We start from the raw sequence: 20352 nt of genomic DNA, 5'->3' as shown, positions 1-20352 counted from the left end.
CACCAGGCCAACCCGAGAATCGCTCGATCACCCGCCACAGGTAGTCGTGGACGGGGAGGCTAGAACCTCAGAGTTTCAGGGGGCTGACGGCGTGACCGTGAGCCCCCGCTCTGTCCGATTCGGGACTCGTCATGACCACCACACTACAGACTCGGTGCGTCGCCGAGTCGAGTGGCGCCCGAGACGAGGAGCAACCCAAATCGGGTTGCGACCGCAGGAAATCACTCAATTTGCTCGATCACTCGAAATGAGAGACGCAGTGCCGCAGGAATTTACAGCACTCTACGGGTAACCCTGCATATCAAGACTTGTCGTATTGGACTGTGTCTCAGTTGCTGTCAGTCGTTGCGAGTCCCGGCGGCTTGCTTCTCTTAGTGTGAATCTTCGCGGTCATGCTTCCCATCATGGCAGCGGCAACGCACAGAAACGCACTGAGTATCCACACGGACGTGTAAGCCCCTACGGATTCGCGTATTAGACCTCCCGTGGCAGCCATGGCACCAGCACCGATCTGATGGGCGACGTTGACCCAACCAAAGGCCAATGCACTGTCAACGCCGAAATAGTGGCCGCACAACGCAATCGTCGGCGGCACAGTGGCCACGTCAAGAATGCCGAACATGATGGCGAAGCCGACGAGACTCGGATTCACTTGACTGGTGAAGATCAGCGGAAGAACGGCCAGTGTCGATCCGCGGACCAGAAAGAATCCAGCAAGGAGTATTCGGGGCTCCATTCGGTCCGAGAGCCACCCCGCCGAGACAGTGCCGAGGATGTTGGCGATCCCAACCAAGGCCAACAAGCTAGAGGCTGCCGTCGCTGCCATTCCGTGGTCGTGCGCGGCCGGAGTGAAGTGGGACCACAGAAGTCCGTTTGTGGTGGCACCGCACAGGAAGAACATGAACGACAGCAGCCAGAATGCGGGGTTGCGTACGCAGTTGCGTAGCACGTGCAGGGTGCGAGCCAACGCACTCTGCCGCAACGCGGTCGTCGACCTCGCCTCGAGATCAGGACCAGGGTTGGAGCCGTATCGGGTCACGTCCAGATCGCTGGGGTGATCGCGAAGAGCGAGGGTCAATGCCGCTGCCCCTGCAGCCAGAGCTCCACACACCATGATCGGTGCTCGCCAGTCCGTTCGCGACATCAACGTCGACAACAGCGGAAGTATCGCGAACTGCCCGACGACACTGGCCGACGTGAGAATGCCGGTGGCCAGTCCAATGCGGTCCGCGAACCATCTATTGGCAACGGTCGCGCCGAAAACCATGGTGATGGAACCGGTACCGACACCGACGAGGAACCCCCACCACACGATGAACCATCCCGCGCTCGGAGTTGCAGTCACCAGAAGTGTCGAGCTTCCAGCAAGCAGCACGAGCGCGAAAACGGAGATCTTACGCATGCCGTAGCGATCCATCAGCGCAGCACTGAATGGTGCAACAGCTCCGTACAGAACCATGTTGATGGCGACAGCGACACCGATATCACCTCGGCTCCAGTCCTGGGTTGTAACCAGAGGCTCGGTGATCAATCCAGCGATGGTGGTGTAGGAACCCGTCGCCATCAACGCGGCCGCGGCGACGGCGACCATACGCCATGCGGGATGGATTCTTCGGGACTTCGCTGGTAGCGGCGGCGTCAGGGTCGGCTCCCTGGAATTACTCATGTGCAATAAGTAGCCCATATGTACGCCAGGCGGTAGTATGTACATTATTGACCATATGGACGGTGTCGTCTCATCGCACCGCGCTACGTATGCGGACTATTGGGGGAGTAGTGGGAGACGGGATGAATGCGGTGCGAGACACGGTTCGGCGCGCATACGAGGTCTGCCCGGTCGAGGTGAGCATTGCGGTGCTTGGCGGATCATGGAAGATGACCATCGTCAAAAATCTTCTTGGAGGCCCGGTGCGCTACGGAGCGCTAGGTCGTCTGGTCGGACCGATCACTCCGCGAGTTCTCACTCGTCAGCTTCGCGAACTGGAGAGCGACGGCATCGTCGAGCGCACTTCGTACCCCGAGGTACCACCGCGAGTCGAGTACTCCTTGACCACTCAAGGAAAAGCATTGGAACCCTTCGTCAATGCCCTCAATGAGTGGGGAAAGCAGTACACGGCAGAGGTTCTCCTGCCTGCGAAACATGACCTCCGCTCGTCACGCTAACTGCTGAGCATTTAGCGTGACGCTGCCATCTCAGGCTTCGAGTTTCCACTCAGAGATAGGGTCCGCTCAACATCGATGCCACCCGTTTCGCGTACTGCGGGTCCTGGCAATCTCGATCTGTCCACGCGGTCGTTGATTATCTCTCTTCGCCTGCAAGTGACAGCAGGAGTGAAAAGAACTGTTTCACTCCGTGAAATTATTACGTCGACAAGATTAGGGGCCGTCTGTGGGGAAAATATACGAGCGTATCGACGACTCGCTGAAGACATGGATCCAGGCGCAGCCGATGTGGTTCGTCGGGACGGCACCTCTGCAGAGTGACGGACATGTCAATGTTTCACCCAGAGGCCATGATTCGTTCTCCGTACTGGGAGAGCACCACGTTGCGTGGGTCGACTACACGGGAAGTGGAGTGGAAACGATCGCGCACATTCGCGACAACGGTCGAGTCTGCTTGATGTTCGCCTCCTTCGACAGTCGTCCGCGCATAGTGCGGCTGCACGGAACGGGATCGGTATGGCTGCCCGGCGATGCCATATTCGACGACGTGGTCGCGCGCCACCCGGCGAACCCGAGCACCAGGGCTGTCGTATCGGTCGATGTGACAAGAATCAGCGATTCGTGCGGGTGGGGTGTGCCGATGATGGAGGTGGTCGACGAGCACGATCTTATTCGCCGGCATGCCGAGAAGAAGGGTGTCGACGGCATGGTGACATATCGCGCCGAAAGAAACGCAGTCAGCATCGACGGTCTGCCGGGTTTTCCCACGTGATCGACCGCGCCGTACTGCCGGTCCGAGGTCGAACGGGGACGGTGCACCTCCGCAAGCATTCCGAGCGCGAGACCGATCAAGACGCCGCTAGCGTAGTCGTCTCTGAGCACCGTCATCGTGATGCCGGTCAGCGTGACCACCGGATCGATGCGCGCTGACGCATCACCTTAGATGCTGTTTAGCGCCGCAAATTGCCTGAGTCCGTAGTCCATCCCTGCGGCCTTGCTTCTTCCTCAAAGTGACTGTGCCACAGCATATGCAGACGTTTACCGGTAGCTCTGCATATCGAAAGTGGCCGTATTGCACCGCGCCCCGGCGTGGGACCGCATCGGAGATCTCCAGGTCCAGACGACGGACGACCGGCCCGGCTTAGGTTGACCGCTCAATCGAAGCGAAAACACGAGGCCAGGCGGGCAACGTCGCGCTGCAGGTTTCTGGGAGATCGACTCCGGTTTTGGTGGCCTACGAGAGCTCTCGTGTCCGCGAGGTCCGCTCGCCCCCCGCATCACCGGTGTTGGGGGTCCCTTGGAGCTCGAAGAGGATTGCGTGCACTTCGCCATCTGCTTTGGGGCAGTGCTCGATGCCTTTCGGGACCACGAACACATCGTTGGGTCCGAGTACCACATCCCGATCGCGGAGTTGGATTGTCAGCTCGCCCTGAACAACGAGGAAGAGTTCATCGGTGTCGGGGTGTGTGTGCCACACGAATTCACCGTGCAACTTGACCACCTTCACGTCGTAGTCGTTGACGGTGGTGAGCCGGTGCGGCTGCCAATGTTCAGAAATCGTGGACAGGGCTCTGTCCACGTTGCGGACACCATCGTCCGTTGGTGACTCGGTAGGACGGATAGTCGTCATTGGGTTCTCTCCGTATGTGATCGGGGACGGTCGGCGCCAAGTGCGGTTGTCGTCTTTCAGGTCGATGGCGGGGTTGTGCGTTGTCGCGGCGGTGGGTCTCTGTCCTGGAGTCAGTCGGACGCCACGACGACGCGGGTTCCGTTCGTCAACGTGATGAGGTCGGTGAAGGTCAGCGCCATGACGGTGTGGGGGGTTCCTGCGGCAGCCCAGATGGTCGAGTATTGCTGCAGTGTCTCGTCGATTACGGTTCTGATCGGTTCGGGGTGGCCGGTGGGCGCGACGCCCCCGATTGCTTGACCGGTCACCGACCGAACGCGCTCTGCGGACGCGAGTCGTACATCCTCGACACCAAGCGCTGCGCCGAGCTGCACCGGATCGACGCGGTGTCGACCACTGGTCATCACGAGCACGGGTTCGTCATCGGCGACGAACAGCAAACTGCTGGCGATTGCTCCTACCTCGCATCCCAACGCTTCCGCGGCCTCGACGGCCGTCCGAGTCGAGGTCGGAAGTTCCTGGATCGGTGCTGTAATCCCGGCTGCGGCCAGGTGCTTCTCGACGATACGGCTGCGCTCGGGCAGCGGATTGTCGTTCACGAGTTCGTTCCTTTCGGTCGGGTCTGTGACGGAAGTGGGTAGTGCATCAGGATCAAGACCGCGGCGACACCGTCCACTGACCGAAACGAGTGGGGTTCGTCGCCTCGATAACGGTGACTCTCACCCGCTCCGATTTCCTTGTCTCCGTTGCCGACCACTACCCGTCCGTCGATGACGGTCACGGTCTCTTCGATGCCGCTGGCGTGGGGGGCTGAGTGTTGGACGGTTTCGCTGATCGATGCCCGGAAGACCTCGATCAGCTGCGAGCCGGTCTCGAACCGGTCCACCAGGATGGCGTCGACCGAATCGCCGTGCACCACCGACTCGCTGCCGGTACGGTTCGGCAGGACCGCACCCAGTGGTGCTTCCAGCGCACGAGTGAGTGCGAACAGGGTGTCCAGGCGTGCTCCTCGGCGCCCGTTCTCGAGTTCGGAGATCGTGCCCTTCCCGATTCCGCTACGGCGAGCCAGTTCGGACAACGAGCACCCTCGGTCGACCCGTAAGGCCCGCAAGCGTTCTCCTACGTCTTCGTCCATGTCGTCCCATCGTTCTGTTTACAGAACGAACGTAGCGTGGTTTCATGACATGTCAAGGCAAGGCCTCGCAGCCTTTCGGTGAGATGCCCCGACTTCTGGCCGAAAGATACTGCTCACCAATCCATCTCGTTGCAGCTCATTGTCCGTCAGGCAAAGCCACTCGATACCGATCGCGCACTCAGGAAATGTGGCATCGCAAGTTCTCAGACCTTCGGAGGTGCGCGAGAGTGAGGAGTCATCTTTCATATGAGTCACCAGATATCCTTGCGTGACCGCCCGCTCCTGCTGATTCTGGCAGCGGTGGTCATGCAGGCGGTTGTACAAGGTTTCATGACAGAGGACGTCAGCCCCTCCGACAGTTTGGTCTTTTCGGCCATGGCCTTTGCCGCCGCTGCGGCAGTGTTCGGCGGCGTCGATAGGGTGCGTCGAAGCGAACCCGTTCCGGTGACACGGGTAGTACGTGTGTCGGTGGTGTGGATGAACCTGGCCACAGCCGCGACGTTTCTGAGCTTCTACGTGTCGATCAGCTTGATCCCCGCGTCGACGACAAGCTCGATCGAGTCGGCGTTGGGACCGATGGCACTGATGGTCATAGCCTGGGTCGTGTCACGTCGTCGCGAATGGAGTGGAGCAGCTGAACCGACGCTGATCTTGGTCATGATGGTGTTAGGGCTTGCTCTCGCCCACAGAACGTGGCAGTTGTCGGATCCAATCGCCGGTTCCGCGCAGGCCGTCGCGGGACTTGCGCTGGCCGCCGTGGCGGCCATCGGTATGGCGGCGGTGGTTCTGTTGTCGAAATCCATCGGGAACAACGGAATCAGTGCAGTCTGGGTCAACGCACACCGATTTCACCTCACGTACGTTCTCGCGGCCTCGGCCTGGATCGTCGGCGGTACGCGATTACCTGATCTCGGTGAGCTGACCCGGCTGTTCGTCTTCGGCGTTGTGGGCGTCGTCATTCCATTGTTCTTGCTTCAGGTCGGAGTGCAGCGTACGGCTCCGTTACCGGCGATCGCTGTCATCGCATTGTTGCCAGGTTTGACGTGGCTGGTCCAGCTGGCCGCAGGTCATACTCCGGACATCGTGTCGCTGGCATTGATCGTCGGCGTGGTCCTCGTGTCCGTAGCGCTCACTAAACGACCGGCAACTGTCCCGTCTTCGCCTCCCTGCCGCAGCTCAATCAGAATCACCGACGGGTCCGGTGACTGTGCATGAGCGAGAAACATTGCTGCACAGCACATGCAGACGTCTACTACTAAGCGTGCATATCTAGAGTGGCCGCATTCCTTCGTTTGATCTCTCGCAAACTGCCTCAAGGGGCCGGGACGGTTGTGTTCTGTCCGCTTGCAATAAGCCACCGTCCAGCGTGTCGGTGCCAGAGATAGGTCGGCTTCCCCTTTCGAGGTGGGGACAGTGCGTCCCCATCAGCGGTCAGGTATTCCTGGTTCACACCTGTCAAAGCAACGTCGTCGGTGATGAATCTGACGTGCTCGACCTCGTATCGGACACTGCCGTCGGCAAACGCGCCCGGCAGGACTTTTCTCGTGAATGCTGCGATGGTCGCTTTGCCGATCAGACGGGCTCCGCCGGCTGTGACCCACACTGCGTCATCGTCGAACAGTGTCAGGAATGCGTCGACATCTTCTGCGCGTTGCGTGCGTTCGAGTTCTGCAACAAGGGAAACCAGTTCATCAATGTCATCGGTGCTCGTACTGGATATGTTCATGACGACACTTCACAACATGAAGCACACTCGAGGTCAAGAACGGCACGCATCTTGGCCTGGATTTCGTGGCAGTGGCGCGACGACTTCACCGAACAGATCGAAGAGCTCACCGCGCTTCGTGACAACTTCTCCAACGGCATCGGTTGCGGATGCCTGTCCTCGACCCCGTGCCCATACTCGAACCCCGCCGATGTACTAGTCCGAAAGGGACCGGGTGCGCAACGGCTACGAAAGTAGAACCGTCGCTCACCACGACTGTCTAGCGGACTCGCTGCAACGCAGTGACCCGACACGCGGCCCCGCGCAGTGCATCACCCGAAGGAATCCCGGTAGCCTTCAGCATGCCGTCAGACGCCGATTCCGCAGACCCACCGTCCGTGAGCACCCCAGAAGATCCGGCGCACATCTACTTCCACAACAGCGACCCTGTGGCGCTCGCGGAGGCAGCAAACCTGGGCGAAGGTGGCCCAGAAGAAGTCGTGCAAGTACAGCAATTTTACCGGCAAGTTCTCGAGTTCGTCGATGATGCGGCTTGGGCGGAGAACCCGGTGGGTCCGCTCGGCAACCATTGGCGGGGCGTCGGGAACGGACAATCAACGAACTACTTGATAAATATCGCTGACATGCTGCAACGTCTCGCGGGGAACGTCTCGCCGGGGGTCGGGCGGACAATCGTTCAGCGCATCAAGAGCGTGCTGCGCCCGGTTGATGACCTCGGTTACGAGGAGGCGCTTGCGGAACTCGAGGTTGGCAGTGTCCTCGCGTTACGCATGACTCCTGTGCTGCTCGAGCCACTGGTTCCCAGCGATTGGAGGCCCAGCAAAGGCAACCAGCCGATGTCCCCTGACTACGGCATCCGGATGCCTGAAGGTCTTGTCACGATAGAAGTGACCGTGTGGCACTGGGAGGCTTACGCGGCTTGGCAGCGGATGAGCAACATGATCAGCACTACGCTCTCCGCGCGAATGCGCAAACGAGACGTAGCTCGGAACATTCGTGTCGAACTGCCGATCGGATCGCCCAAGGACCTGGTGTCGACACTGTGGAGCCATGAATTCTGCGACATGGTGTGCAACAGTGATTCTGGTCAGATTACGACGACCCCCGACGCCGCAGAACGACCCATCCGGGCGACTTGGCGACCCATGCTCCACTTCGCAGACGACAGCCACATTGACTGGGACGCCGTCGACGCTAACGGCGGGCCACCCTTCACCTCCGGACCGTCCATCGGCCACGCCTTCGGCTACTCCGTCAACCCTTGCTTCAACGACGATGACCGTGCCGCCGCCTTCGAATCGCTTCGCAAATCAATTGACCGAAAGAAACGACAGCACGACCCCGCCTCACCGCATTTTCTCGCACTTGCATCGACCGCACCCCAAATTCCCACTGGGTCTGGGAAAGACACTGACACCTGGGACCTTCTCGGCCTCACGATCGAGAAACGGATGTGGGCTAATCCGCGATACGCCTGGCTGTCTGGGGTGCTGCATCACAGACCAAACCGCATGGCTCTCAAGTCCGACACCATATACACGCTCGAATACAACCCAAATCCAAATGCCCGACTACCCGCTCCGCCGACCTTCGCGAAGGCAATCGCAGGCGATGGTGAATTTCATTCGATGTGGCAGCGCCCACGTCGCCGATCCACAAACAGGCAAGCTTGAGGGTGGTCACCCGAGCTGGAGACTACTTCCGCTGCGCGGAGTACTGCGCCCAAGGCTGCGCTGCTAACTCGGCGTGGCGATGCGCGACGGAGTAGCTGTATCCGAGCATTTCCGCGGCGAGCGGCGGTGGTACCTGGGTGACGAGGGTACGAAGCGACGTCGTGCGCGCGCCGAGCAGATTGATTCCCAATGATCGGATGCGGTCCATCATCGTGTTGGGGTGCAGATGGCGGCCGGTGCGGATACTGGGGAACAGCCAGCCGGTATCGGTGCCGGTGAGTTGCGTTGTGCGTGATTGGATATGACGTCGAAGAAGCACCGCGAAGGGTTCGGGTACCGGGGCTGGTTCGGCACCGAGGGTGATGCACAATCCGTCGGTGTCGGTAGTGAGGTGATCGGTGCGGAGTGCGGCGATCTTGACCATCGGTTGCGCGTAGAGCAGTAAGAGAATGCCGGCCACTCGATACGGGAGCGATTCACTGCTGCCGGTGAGTAGTTCACGGATCCAGCGCAGCCGCTCATCTTGGGTGAAAGTGATTGTCGGGGCAGGGGAGCGGTGCGCGATCGTCACCGTCCGGTTGATGCGGATTGTCTTGGCCCAGACGAAGAACGTTCGAATGACCTGCCGGGTGGTGGGTCCGGTGGCGGTCCATTCGTCGACATCGAGCTGGTTGCATGTCGCGGCGGTGCGGCTGCGGGTGTCATGGAGCCAGGTCAGGAACTTGATGGTTTCGGTGATGTCCTGTTTGGAGGCGTGGACGGGTCCGCGGGTAGGTTTGCCTGCGGCTGCGATCGCGCGGACTCGTTTGAGGTGGTGCCAAGTCGCGAACTGTTCGGCGTAGCGCCGGACCGAGCCGTCATCGATGGCGGTCATCTTGGCGGCGATCCAATCCTCGAAGAGGGCGAGGTAGCGGTCACGCGGCGGAATCAGTTGGTGATGTTCGAGGATGCCCCGCAGGTGCATTGTGCGGCGATCATCGCCGACGCTGTCGAGGCCTTCGTGGGTCATCGGAATCTGGCCGGTTGCCAGCTGACGTAACGGCTCTCGCACCTTGGCGGATCGTTTCCAGGTGTGGATACTTTCGGGGCGGTCCACGGCGCAGAAGATGCCCACCAGTGTGTTCATGGCAGCAGGATCGGCGGGGTTGTCGAGAAGCAGCGAGGTGAGGTCGTCACGGAGGGCGCAGCGCGCGCAGATGCCGCGCCTGTAGTGCTCGGCCTCGGTGCCGCAACTCCTGCAATGGAAGTCGGTAGCAATGCCCGCGCAGTCGACACAGACAGCTGAATCTCCGACTTGCCCGGGGAGCATGCGCTCGAATCCACATGCTGCGCAGTATCCGTAGGTGCGCACTGCCGCGTGGAAGCACGTTCCGCAGATCTTGCCGTCGGGCCAGCGCACGCGCGGTTTGCCGGCCTCACGTCCGCATCGATCGCAGGTGAATCCGTCACCGGTTCTCGGTCGCCCCCGAACGGTGTTGCGGGGTCGAATCTCAATGGTCATCGCGGATCACTCGTGCGCGTCGCGGTCGGACTGTCTTGTTGAGCTCGACGACGTCCGGTGCCGATGACGTTGCAGTTCGCTTCTTGCGTTCGTCAGCTGCGGTGACGGTGACCAGGTCCTGCATTCCGCAGCCGAAGATGTCGCAGAGCGCCGCCATCATCTGTAGCGAGACACGTTCGGGTCGTTGCGTGACGAGGCGGTAGACCTGCGGGCGGGAGAGGGCGATTCCTCGTTCGAGCAGGCGGGGGATGAGATCGGTGCTGTTGTGCATGCCGTGTGCGGCCATCAGCTCGGGTAGGCGCCAGGTGTAGTCGACGGTGCGTTTCACGAGATTTCTCCTTCCATACCCAGAGCGTCGCTCACGGTCGCATCCAACGCTCGCCGCAATGTCCGACTGCGGAAGTCACTCGACACGCAGGTATAGAGGGAGGTGGTGCTGGCGTGCTCGTGACCCATCTGCTGTTGCACGAACAACGGATCCCAGCCGTCTTCGATCAAGTGGGTGGCGTACGAGCGACGCAGTGAATGCAGGTCCAGCCCGGGGGAGAGCTGAAGCTCGGTGCAGTAGCGCCGAAACCGGCGGATCAAAGTCGATTCGGCAACGAGCGCACCACGTTCGGACGGAAACAGATCGAGTCCAGCATCGAGATAGGGCTGGCCGTGGGTGAGCCAATCCTCGACAATCTCAGGGGTCCAGTCGAAAACCGTCAGGACGCTACGCCGTTTCGGGGGTGACCCACGTTTGGCCTTGCCATAGCGCACACTGAGAACTCCGAAGCGGCCGAACCCGCGAGCGTGAGGATTGCGGGCGAAATCGACGCTCTGCAGATGACGTACTTCGTTGAACCGCAGCCCGTAGGAGTAGGCGAGTTTGAGCATCACCGCGTCACGGTACGCCGGCAGCCACCCCTTTCGCCCTGTGGCCGCGATCGTCTCGACCTGGGTGTCGGCGTGGTCGAACAACAGTTGTAACTCGGTCTTGGTGAAGGCACGCTTGGCCGGTGTCTGCTCGTTGTCCTGGACGTGCGCTGCGGTGTTCCACTCGAAGAACACCTGAGCGGGGTGAGTACCGAAGCGGCTCTCACACAGTCGATCCCACCCGTAGTCGGGGGTGCTGATGTAGGAGCAGAACAGCTTGAGCGAGGTCTGATAGCTGCGGATAGTCGAGTGCGCGGTTCGCCGGATCGAGCGGAGGTCTCCGAAGTATTCCTCGACCATGGACGGGGTCCATGCCCACGGGAACTCGTTGGTGTAATCGATGAACCGCACGACCACCTGCTGCCGTTGCTCGATGGTGCCGAGCTGCAGGTTTCGGCACAGCTGCTGGTTCCGCCATCCCGTGAGCATGTCCTCGACGGTTTGCTCCTCGGGATGCAGTGGCGTCACCGAGTCGACCAGGACGACGCGTCCGCTCCTATCGACCCCCATGACACCCCTCCGTCGTCTCGTTCAACGAATCAATGATTCACCGGATGAATCATCTCTGTCAATAACATTGCCAGAGAATGTTGTTGAACAGCGTAAACTACAGGCTGATGAAGCCTCGGGAAGTACGTCCGAACGGGCGGACTGCCATGCAACACGTAACCTCCTCATGCTGAACAGATTTCGTACTTCACCCAGATATGCAAGCAGTCAGTGTGCCCGAGCTGGCTGATTCATCGGATGCAACATGCAGAGGTCTACCTGACATAATGTTGGTTATCGGCAAACTGTCGACCTGCAATTCGCTGAGATCGACTCGTAGTTCGCTGCTGCCCAACAACTTTCCTCGACGCAGTCGATTCGGCCGAAGCACTTCGTTGTCCGAAGTCTGCGTCGACGCGACGCGTCCCGGTGGTATCGAAATGCCTGCGGGAGATGTGACGGGCTTCCGGTCGACAGCTATCGCAGCCGGCCCGCTGACTGCCCGCTGTCATGAGATCGGCGCACTGCGGACCGGACGGCACCCTCTCCCTCTCTGCTCTTTCCTCACCGTTGTTTCGTCACAGTGACGAAACAACGGTGAGGAAGACCAGTCTGGATATCCACTGCCGCGTCGGCCGAATGTGCTGGCTACCGTATACGAACTCTGGTTAGAGTTCGTTCGATGGACGCCTTTCTCGAGACATCCCGTCGCCGGAACTTCCACCGCCGAGTTGCTGCAGCCGTACTGATGGCCCTCATTGCATCGTTCGGCCTCGTCGGCTGCTCCGACGATTCGTCCGGCGGAGACGCCGGCTTCGAGGGTTTGACCTCGGGTCAGCGTGTCTACGACCGAACGGGTTTTTCCCTGAATCCGGCGCAGACCGCGGACATCCAACGTCAGTTGGAGAACTTGAAGTCCGACACCGGTGCGGACGTGATCGCGTACGTGCGTGAGCTCGATGCGGACCCCGACGACACGTTGGATCAAGTAGAAGACCTGCAGCAGAGATGGGTGTCCCTGACGGGCGTCGACCAGGACACTGCAGGCGCAATACTGATCAACCGGGAGCCGGGAAAGGTCGACGAGGCTCGCGCGGGCATCTTCGTCGGCTCCACGTACGACGACGGTAACGTTCCGCGGGACGAACAAGAGGCCATCATCGAGGACGCACTGATTCCGCCGCTGCGAGATGGTGACGTCGCAGGAAGCCTGACCGCGGGCATAGATCGCTTGGCGTCCGACATTCGCAACGGTCCGCCGGTGACTGCCCTGGACAGATTCGCCGACGGTCCAGGCTCGACCTGGCTGCCGTGGGCCGGTTCGGTGTTCGCGCTTCTCGGGCTGCTTCTGGTGGGAACGGTGTTTCGGGGACGAGCGAAACCGACTGTCTCCCAACAATATCCGACGACGGTTCGACCGGACCAGGTCACCGATGCAGCGTACGCGACCGCCCTGGTGCACCGCAGCGCGCAGCCCAGCGGCGTACCGGGGACCGTACTGGCGCTTGCCACCGCCGATGCGCTCACCTTCGAGCAGGACAAGAAGCCGGGAAAGGTCGACAAAGGGACAGTCGAGATCAGGCTTGTCGACCGAACCCGTGCCCGCGGCGAGGTTCAACAGACGGTCTGGTCGATGCTCGCCGAACGAGCCGAGGACGATGTCGTACCCGGCGACGAGTTGAAGAAGATCGCTCGAGGCCCCGGTGCAACCAAAGAACTCTTGGAGAAAACACTGCGGGACAGCGGATTCGTCGCCGACGGCTCAGGTCGACGCCGGACAGCGTTGGCCGGTTTGGGCGTACTCGGCGGCGCTCTCGCAATCGGAGGAATTGCCGTGGCGACGTCGGGTGCACGGACGATGTGGCTCGCGGCGGTGTTGTCGGGCCTTCTCTTCGTTGCAGGACTGTGGACGGCGATCGCCTACTCACGCTTCTCGGTCGCGGGCCTGGACGCCTCTCGCCCCTGGGAGGCGTACCGCGACGGACTGAAGCAGGCCGCCAAGGACAACGACGAGTCGGTCGATCTGAACGTAGCTCTGCCGGACATCGTTGCGTTCGGCTTGGCCCCGTTCTTTCGGAAACGACTAGAGGCCGCAACCGACCCCGGGAGTGACACGCCGCTACGAGCCTTCACATCACCCGCGGATGCCGACTACGCGGCGGGTGTCCCGGTGGTCCTCCCCTGGTCTGCGTTCTCCGGTGTGTTCGTCTCCAGCAGTAGCGGATCCGTTGCGTCCGGTGGAGGTGCAGGTGGAGGAGGCGGAGCGGCAGGCAGTACCTGACGACTCCCCCATTCGTTTCCGGCGAGCGCCTCCATCACTCGCACCGCTGGCCTATCCGGTGTTGTCCGGTGTACGCGGCTCGTCGGTCTCGGAGTCGGTGCGATCGTCGATGTATTCCGGGGTCGAATGCCCTACTTGGTCGGCCAGTTCCAAACCCGCGCCGGCGTAGACGTTGAAGGCGATATCGACGCCCTGGTCTTTTGCCCACTGCACCTCGTCGTCGTACCGTGCGACCGCCGCCACTGTTCCACCGAAGCCGGACTCTCGCAGACACGCCAGTGCAGTGACGTTCGCACCGTGCCGCGGCATGGCGAGCACCGCGATCCGGACGGAATCCGATCTGCGTAGTCGGTGCCAGAAGTCGAGGTCGGTGGCATCGCCCTCGATGACACGCAGTCCCTGCTCGGCCAGTCGACGGATGCGCGGGCCGTCGTAGTCGACTCCGACCACGTCCAATCGGTAGTGCTCGTTCAGTCGCTGGTAGGCCGCGAACCCCACACGCCCCATGCCGATGACGACGACTTCGGCGTCGCCGGCATCACCGGGGCGTTCCTCGGGGTGGAGGCTCTGCTCGTCCTGGACGGGCAGCCGGCTCGCCATCTTCTCGACCATCAGGTGGCCGCGGCCGTTGACAAGGGCGGACACCACGAAACTCAGAGCCACCGCGATCGACATCTCGACCAGCCACGTGGGTTCCAGCAGCCCGGTCGTCACTCCGACGGAGACGACGATCAGACCGAACTCCGAGTAGTTCATCAGACTCAGTCCTGCGAGCAGGGCCGTTCGATACCGAAGTTTCATCGCGGCGAACAGCGCTACGTAGAGCACGGATTTGAGCGGCAGAACGAGCATCATCAGCAGAGCGACAACGAGACTGGGCACATCGGGTAGTCCGGACAGGCCTATCGAGACGAAGAAGCCCACCAACAGAAGCTCCTTGAGGTGGAACAGAGACCGTGCGAGTTCGGACGACGCGGAATGCGAAGCCAACAGGACACCGATGATCAAGGCACCGAGGTCACCTTTGAGGCCCAGCGTGGAGAACAGTGCGTACCCCGGAACCAGAGCCATCACGATGCCGAACAACGACTGCATCTCGCCGTGCCCCAGCCCGCTCCAAATTCTCCGAAGAATTCGCGTGAGCGGCCACAGCAGGACGAGGGTGAAGGCCCATGGGCTGGGCAGAGTGCCGCTGGTGACCGTCAGGAAGACGACGGCGACGATGTCCTGCATGACGAGGACGCCGATGGCGACGCGGCCGTAGAGCGCATGCGACTCCCCCCGCTCCTCGAGTACCTTGACGACGAACACGGTGCTCGAGAACGACATGGCGAAGGCCAGGAGTGCGATGGTCGTCAGGCTTTGCCCGGACAGCATGGCCAGGCCGGCCACGGCGGCCAACCACAACACCGTGGTTCCGAGCACGACGCTGATCGCGAGATGGACCGACGTGGTGAGCCAGACCTCGCGGCGCAACAGAATGCGGAGATCGAGCTTGAGGCCGATGGCGAACAACAGCAGCGTCACCCCCAAGTCGGCGAGCAGGTCCAGCTGCGGCACCTCACCGACATCGAGAGCATTGATGACGAACCCAGCCGCCAGAAAGCCGACCAACGGAGGAAGTCGCACCGCCATCGCGAGTCCGCCGAGGCCGAATGCGATGACGAGATAAATCGCGGCAACAGTCATGCTCGGTCTCCTCGGTCACGGATCGATCGGTCCGGTGACGCGTCGACGACGTCTGTGCACCCAGCCGGAACGAGCAAAGTAACCCGCGGAGTAGGAAATTGCAGGACAGATGGAATCCAGGGACGGCGACGGCGACCGACGACGTCGATGCGTCGTCGGTCGCCGCAGACCTCATCCGGTCTCGATGCCCACGTCGGAGCGGGTCAGAGCTCGAACTCGGCCGGGTCGATTCCCACTGCGAAGCATGCGTTGCGAACGGCGGCCTTCTCGTGGTCGTCGAAATGCCCGTCGGCACCGCCGATGATGATGCCGATCTGGATGACGGCACGGGCCTGGTCCGGCTTGGACTTCAACTTGCCGATCGTCGCGGTGGCCTCGACTTTTCCGAAGTCGAAGTCACCCTGCAGCTTGTCGCAGTACCAGTCGAACTTCTGGCGGAGCTCATCGGACTCGAAGACGCGGAGAGCTTCGTTTCCGGCGATCAGCGCTGCCGTCTTCTGTCGCTCGGCCGGATCGATCGTGCCGTCCGCGGCGGCGATGAGAGCGCACATCGCCATGCTGCCGTTGGCGAACTCTTTGTTCTTGAACTGGCTGGTCTTGGTTTGCAGCTGCCCGTTCAATTCCTGTGCTTTGGACTTGAGTTGATCCCAGAACGCCATGGAGCTCCTCTGTGTGTCTTTGCGTCCGCGCAAGACGCGCGTGCGTCGCCCATTGTCCACGGACTCGGTGAACAACGACGGGAGCGATGTCGTCGACCGTCGCGCCGCACGAAGGACGACCAGCGAGGAGCCCCGAAAATACTCAGCGCAGCCGCTCGGCATCGTGTGCTTTCGCCACGAGCTCGATACACAGGCGCTGCAGTTCGTCGGCGGCGGCACCTTCTACCACTGCGGTGCTGACATCCTCGGCCGCGCAGCGCAGTTCGAATGCGCGATCTGCAACGGCCGATGCTTCCTCGGCGGTCAGCACGACGGCGTCGACGGGAATGGACGTCCCCTTGACGGCACTGCGCTGCTCGTACGCACGTTGTCTGCACGATTGTCGGCAGTACCGTCGTTTGCGGCCGGTGCCGACATCGTCGATGGGACGTCCGCACCACTCGCACGTCTGGTTGCGACGGGTTTTCACGGACATGGTCGCTCAGCCTACTTTGCCGGCGAGGTAAGATGCCTTGATCTGCGCGGGCGAGCCGGGAACGAACGGACGCTCGACGACGTTGTAGATCAGTGGGTGGACGACGAAGCTCGGCCGCGCCGAAACCGGCCGGTGGAATCGGCGCACATACCTACTATCGATGGAGAGGACTTCACTATGGCAGATCGTGTACTTCGAGGTAGTCGACTGGGAGCCGTCAGCTACGAGACCGATCGTGATCACGATTTGGCACCCCGCCGCGTAGCTCGCTATCGCTGCGACAACGGTGAGGAATTCGACGTCCCGTTCGCCGACGACGCCGAGATTCCCGGTACGTGGGCGTGCCGTAACGGACTCGAGGGTTCTCTGATCGAGGGCACCGCGCCCGAGGCAAAGAAGGTCAAGCCTCCTCGTACCCACTGGGACATGCTCCTCGAGCGCCGTTCGGTGGATGAACTGGAAGAGTTGCTGAAGGAGCGCCTCGATCTACTGAAGGTCAAGCGACGCGGAGCCTGATCCCCTGAGCGATGCACCGCCCGATTGGAAACAATCCGGCGGTGCATTTTTTCGATGGGTTGGAAACTCGGAGATTTTTTTCGGGTGACTTGTGTGATTATTGTCGTTCAGCGTCCGTTTTCTTCGCGTTTGAGTGGCGCGAAAACGGCTCGGGATGACACCATCGAACATCGCATGTAGTCGGTTACCGAGTCTGTGATGATCGCGGTAACAAATGTCGGCTGCGACCGATAATCATCAGCACCGTAGTCGTCGAAAACAGGGGGCATCAACTCGTGAGCCAGGGTTCCGATCAGTGTCTGCACGACGATCCGCGGACGGCGGCGTCCGACTCGGAATCGGACGGACGCGTTGCGGTCGGCGAACAAAAGTTGGCGGAATTGCGCCGCGAATTGGACGGTATCGACGAGGTCTTGCGCGCAGCCGTACGCGACCGAATCGATGTGTGTGTACGGGTGGCCCACGTCAAACGCGAATTCGGTATTCCCATGATGCAGCCGGGCCGGGTGGGCGTGGTGACCGAACGGGCTCGTGAGTTCGCGTCCGCGAACGGATTGTCGCCCGACTTTCTCGAAGAGTTGTACAAGTCGATGATTGCCGAGGCGTGTCGCGTCGAGGATCTCATCATCGATTCTCCGGGGCCAGAATCTGGCTTCGAGGGCGAACGATAGAGGTACGTCGATGACGATCAGAACCCTCCTGGTGGACAATTACGACTCGTTCACCTACAACCTGTACAGCCTCCTCGCCGAGGTCAACGGCCGACCACCGACCGTGGTCAAGAACGACGTCGCGTGGTCTTCCCTCGACTTCGCCGCGTTCGACAACGTCGTGATCTCGCCCGGTCCCGGCCGCCCGGACGTCGAGCAGGACTTCGGTATCAGTGGTCGAGTGATAAGCGAATCCGGTCTCCCGATTCTGGGTGTCTGCCTCGGCCATCAGGGGATGTGCCACCTCTTCGGGGGCGAGGTCGATCTGGCCCCCGCACCGATGCACGGCCGCATCACCGACATCACGCACACCGGGGTGGATCTGTTCGAGGGGATTCCCTCGCCGTATTCCGTGGTGCGCTACCACTCTCTGGTCGTCACCCGGACTCCCGCCGACTTCGAGGAAGTCGCCTGGACCCCGGACGGTCTGGTGATGGCGGTTCGTCATCACAGCAAGCCGTTGTGGGGAGTGCAGTTCCACCCCGAGTCGATCAGCACCGAATACGGGCGTGAGCTGCTGGCGAATTTCCGCGATCTGACGCTTGCGCGTTCGAGCGCAGCGAACGCAGCGGGGACCCACGATTCGATGTTCACCATCGAAACCCGCACTATCGACAGCGATTTCGACTCCGAGCGCGTGTTCCAGACGCTGTTCGCGCACGACACCAAGAGTTTCTGGCTGGACGGAAGCGCCGCACTCGAGCCCGAGTGCCGATTCACCGTCATGGGCGATTGCTCCGGGCCGCACGCCGAATACGTGACGTACTCGGTAGCCGAGACGATGGTGACCGTCGAGGGCTCCGACGGCACGAGAGAACATATCCACTCGACGTTCTTCGACTACATCGACGCCCAACTACGTCGCCGAGCTACTCCCCCGCGGCACGATCTTCCCTTTGCATTCGGACTGGGCTACGTCGGCTACCTCGGGTACGAACTCAAGGCCGATACGGGCGGGCAGCTGGTGCACACCTCGGCGACCCCCGACGCCTCGATGGTGTTCTCCGATCGGGCGTTGGTGTTCGACCACGAGGCCGGCACCCTTTACTTGATGGGGTTGGCCGATACCCCCGGGGATCCGGTCCTCGCGCAGTGGTTCGACTCGGTCACCGCAACGCTGAGTGGACTGTCCGAGAAGGCGCAGACCGTGAGCGCGCCCAGTGGGATACCTGCATCCGGTGCTCCGTTGCTCGGCGCGGAGTTGTCCCTCGAGCCACGGCTGAGGCACGATCGCAGGCATTACCTCGACCTCATCTCTCAGTGCCTCGCCGAAATCCGTTCCGGTGAAACCTACGAGGTCTGCCTGACGAACACTGCCACCGTGGCCGGTTCAATCGACCCCGCGGCGACGTACTCCTACATGCGGGAAATCAATCCCACCCCGTACAGTGCCTTCTTGAATTTTCCCGACGTCTCGGTCCTGAGCGCCTCCCCCGAGCGATTCCTGCGTATCGACGCCGACCGCATCGTGGAGTCCAAGCCCATCAAGGGAACTCGGCCGCGCGGGGCCACTCCCGAAGAGGACAACGCACTCAAGGCCGACCTCGTCGCGAACGAGAAGGACAAGGCCGAGAATCTGATGATCGTCGATTTGGTGCGCAACGACCTGGCTCAGGTGTGCGTTCCTGGTTCGGTACACGTGCCGAAGCTGTTCGACGTCGAAACCTATGCTCCCGTACATCAATTGGTCTCCACGGTTCGTGGCCGGCTGCGTGACGACGCGTCGGCTGCCGACTGCATCAGGGCGGCGTTCCCCGGCGGCTCGATGACCGGCGCTCCGAAGATTCGCACGATGGCAATCATCGACAAGCTCGAAGATGGGCCGCGCGGAGTGTATTCCGGTGCCATCGGCTACTTCTCGATCACGGGTACGGCAGATTTCTCGATCGTCATTCGCACGATCGTGGCGACCGAGCACGAGGTCACGTACGGCGTTGGAGGCGCGATCGTCGCGCTCTCGGACCCCGACGAGGAGTTCGAGGAGACGATGGTCAAAGCGGTGTCGATGCGTCGAGCCCTCACGGGCCGGACAGCGAACAGCGGGTAGAGCGCGCGCGCTCTACCCGCTGTTCCACATCCCTCGGCCAGTGGCCGTCGTGCTCTACGCAGTGGTGAAGTACTCGAACACCGCAGGCTGAGCTTCGGGGTTGGCGTTGTTGATTCCGATGACCGTGCCGGCGACCGTACCGATCACGGTTCCGATGATGCAGCCCGAGATGAAGTTCGGGAAGATCGAGACGCAGCCGATGGCGAAGCCGAGGCCTGCACCGATGGCCGTGCCGACGCCGCCGCCGTTGTTCCAACCGATGGCGAGCTGGTTGACCATGTTGTCGAAGGCCTGCTGCTTGGTCTTCGCGCCGGCGACCTCAGCGACAGGAACGGTCTGCGGGGTGAGAGTGAGTTCCCGACCTTCGGCACCGATCAGGGGCGCAATGGAGTAGACGGTTCCATTGATGGAGTACTCCAGCGGGATCGACGCGACCGTGGAGCCGGCCTGGTCGACGATCGACACCGTCTCGCTCGTCGCATCGACGCGGAAGAGACCGGCGTCGAGGATGGTCTTGACGGTTCCATCCGGGTTGACCGACGTCTGGTAGTTCATCGACTCCGACGTCGGATCCGCTACGGCCTGGCCTGCGCCGGTGGCTACGGCTGCGGTCAACGCCACCGCGACCGTTGCTGTTCTGATCAGTTTCACTGTGTCCCCTGGTAGTAGTGATTCGCATTCGACCACTCGAGTATCGAAAGCCGATGGTATTCGAGCGAGTGCTCTTTCACGGAAGAACACTC

21 protein-coding genes are annotated in these 20352 nt (G+C 61.4%); 8 read left to right on the top strand and 13 right to left on the bottom strand.

Going from position 1 to position 20352, the window contains the following annotated elements; translation table 11 throughout:
* Positions 1–328 precede the first annotated feature (328 nt).
* Positions 329–1666, bottom strand: a complete 1338-nt coding sequence (locus CH285_RS14830) for an MFS transporter (RefSeq protein WP_094643214.1) — start codon at positions 1664–1666, stop codon at positions 329–331.
* Positions 1667–1788: 122 nt separating this feature from the next.
* Between CH285_RS14830 and CH285_RS14825 the strand changes: the two genes are divergently transcribed.
* Together CH285_RS14825 and CH285_RS14820 are read left to right on the top strand one after the other, a co-directional pair.
* Positions 1789–2163, top strand: a complete 375-nt coding sequence (locus CH285_RS14825) for a winged helix-turn-helix transcriptional regulator (protein WP_094643213.1) — start codon at positions 1789–1791, stop codon at positions 2161–2163.
* 226 nt (positions 2164–2389) lie between these two features.
* Positions 2390–2935, top strand: coding sequence for a pyridoxamine 5'-phosphate oxidase family protein (locus CH285_RS14820; protein ID WP_094643212.1), 546 nt, complete (start codon positions 2390–2392; stop codon positions 2933–2935).
* 462 nt (positions 2936–3397) lie between these two features.
* On the opposite strand, the gene CH285_RS14815 is transcribed toward CH285_RS14820, so the two are convergent.
* From CH285_RS14815 to CH285_RS14805, 3 genes are all read right to left on the bottom strand, one after another.
* Positions 3398–3742 carry a cupin domain-containing protein gene (locus CH285_RS14815; protein WP_255032328.1) on the bottom strand — a complete coding sequence of 115 codons (345 nt, stop codon included), beginning with the start codon at positions 3740–3742 and terminating at the stop codon, positions 3398–3400.
* Positions 3743–3903: 161 nt separating this feature from the next.
* The gene (locus CH285_RS14810) at positions 3904–4389 is read right to left on the bottom strand and encodes a YbaK/EbsC family protein (RefSeq protein WP_094643210.1); all 486 of its coding nucleotides are present in this window, start codon (positions 4387–4389) and stop codon (positions 3904–3906) included.
* Positions 4386–4925 (bottom strand): helix-turn-helix domain-containing protein, encoded by a 540-nt coding sequence (locus tag CH285_RS14805; protein ID WP_094643209.1) that lies wholly within the window; start codon positions 4923–4925, stop codon positions 4386–4388. The genes CH285_RS14810 and CH285_RS14805 overlap by 4 nt, the downstream gene beginning before the upstream one ends.
* Positions 4926–5255: 330 nt before the next feature.
* Here CH285_RS14805 and CH285_RS14800 point away from each other — a divergent pair, with 330 nt between their 5' ends.
* The gene (locus CH285_RS14800; RefSeq protein ID WP_141215013.1) at positions 5256–6140 is read left to right on the top strand and encodes a hypothetical protein; all 885 of its coding nucleotides are present in this window, start codon (positions 5256–5258) and stop codon (positions 6138–6140) included.
* Between the two features lie 97 nt (positions 6141–6237).
* Here CH285_RS14800 and CH285_RS14795 read toward each other — a convergent pair whose 3' ends face one another.
* Positions 6238–6651 carry an SgcJ/EcaC family oxidoreductase gene (locus tag CH285_RS14795; protein ID WP_094643207.1) on the bottom strand — a complete coding sequence of 138 codons (414 nt, stop codon included), beginning with the start codon at positions 6649–6651 and terminating at the stop codon, positions 6238–6240.
* Positions 6652–7028: 377 nt separating this feature from the next.
* Here CH285_RS14795 and CH285_RS14780 point away from each other — a divergent pair, with 377 nt between their 5' ends.
* A complete protein-coding gene (locus CH285_RS14780; protein ID WP_094643206.1) occupies positions 7029–8324 on the top strand; it encodes a hypothetical protein in 1296 nt (431 codons plus the stop codon).
* 22 nt (positions 8325–8346) lie between these two features.
* Here CH285_RS14780 and CH285_RS14775 read toward each other — a convergent pair whose 3' ends face one another.
* From CH285_RS14775 to CH285_RS14765, 3 genes are read right to left on the bottom strand one after another with little or no spacing between them, the layout of a single operon-like run.
* Positions 8347–9825: a recombinase XerD gene (locus tag CH285_RS14775; RefSeq protein ID WP_176458612.1), complete on the bottom strand. Its 1479-nt coding sequence runs from the start codon at positions 9823–9825 to the stop codon at positions 8347–8349.
* Positions 9815–10153, bottom strand: a complete 339-nt coding sequence (locus CH285_RS14770; RefSeq protein WP_032365829.1) for a helix-turn-helix domain-containing protein — start codon at positions 10151–10153, stop codon at positions 9815–9817. The genes CH285_RS14775 and CH285_RS14770 overlap by 11 nt, the downstream gene beginning before the upstream one ends.
* A complete protein-coding gene (locus CH285_RS14765) occupies positions 10150–11253 on the bottom strand; it encodes a tyrosine-type recombinase/integrase (RefSeq protein WP_094643205.1) in 1104 nt (367 codons plus the stop codon). The genes CH285_RS14770 and CH285_RS14765 overlap by 4 nt, the downstream gene beginning before the upstream one ends.
* 661 nt (positions 11254–11914) lie before the next feature.
* On the opposite strand from CH285_RS14765, the gene CH285_RS14760 reads away from it, so the two are divergent.
* Positions 11915–13513 carry a TPM domain-containing protein gene (locus CH285_RS14760; protein WP_032370556.1) on the top strand — a complete coding sequence of 533 codons (1599 nt, stop codon included), beginning with the start codon at positions 11915–11917 and terminating at the stop codon, positions 13511–13513.
* 51 nt (positions 13514–13564) lie between these two features.
* Here the strand turns inward: CH285_RS14760 and CH285_RS14755 are convergent, their stop codons facing one another.
* From CH285_RS14755 to CH285_RS27955, 4 genes are all read right to left on the bottom strand, one after another.
* Entirely contained in the window at positions 13565–15202 is a 1638-nt protein-coding gene (locus CH285_RS14755) for a cation:proton antiporter family protein (protein ID WP_032370555.1), read from the bottom strand.
* Between the two features lie 203 nt (positions 15203–15405).
* On the bottom strand, positions 15406–15861 hold the full coding sequence (locus tag CH285_RS14750; protein ID WP_027497122.1) for a tellurite resistance TerB family protein: 456 nt from the start codon (positions 15859–15861) through the stop codon (positions 15406–15408).
* 142 nt (positions 15862–16003) lie between these two features.
* Positions 16004–16336 (bottom strand): hypothetical protein, encoded by a 333-nt coding sequence (locus CH285_RS14745; RefSeq protein ID WP_032370554.1) that lies wholly within the window; start codon positions 16334–16336, stop codon positions 16004–16006.
* A 6-nt stretch (positions 16337–16342) separates the two neighbouring features.
* Entirely contained in the window at positions 16343–16483 is a 141-nt protein-coding gene (locus CH285_RS27955; RefSeq protein WP_155288453.1) for a hypothetical protein, read from the bottom strand.
* A gap of 30 nt (positions 16484–16513) precedes the next feature.
* Between CH285_RS27955 and CH285_RS14740 the strand changes: the two genes are divergently transcribed.
* The 3 genes from CH285_RS14740 to pabB all read left to right on the top strand — a co-directional run bounded on the left by CH285_RS14740 (position 16514) and on the right by pabB (position 19609).
* Entirely contained in the window at positions 16514–16852 is a 339-nt protein-coding gene (locus CH285_RS14740; protein ID WP_027497120.1) for an RNA polymerase-binding protein RbpA, read from the top strand.
* Positions 16853–17127: 275 nt separating this feature from the next.
* A complete protein-coding gene (locus CH285_RS14735; protein ID WP_027497119.1) occupies positions 17128–17523 on the top strand; it encodes a chorismate mutase family protein in 396 nt (131 codons plus the stop codon).
* A 10-nt stretch (positions 17524–17533) separates the two neighbouring features.
* On the top strand, positions 17534–19609 hold the full coding sequence (gene pabB, locus CH285_RS14730; RefSeq protein ID WP_032370553.1) for an aminodeoxychorismate synthase component I: 2076 nt from the start codon (positions 17534–17536) through the stop codon (positions 19607–19609).
* A 54-nt stretch (positions 19610–19663) separates the two neighbouring features.
* Here the strand turns inward: pabB and CH285_RS14725 are convergent, their stop codons facing one another.
* Complete coding sequence (locus tag CH285_RS14725) at positions 19664–20260, bottom strand: hypothetical protein (protein WP_032365824.1); 597 nt, start codon at positions 20258–20260, stop codon at positions 19664–19666.
* Between the last annotated feature and the right edge of the window lie 92 nt (positions 20261–20352).

The sequence above is a fragment of the Rhodococcus sp. 05-2256-B1 genome (assembly GCF_002258465.1).
In the GTDB taxonomy this organism is placed as follows: Bacteria; Actinomycetota; Actinomycetes; order Mycobacteriales; family Mycobacteriaceae; genus Rhodococcoides; species Rhodococcoides fascians.
Note: the sequence above shows the minus strand (reverse complement) of the source record. Positions and strands in the feature narration are given on the sequence as shown.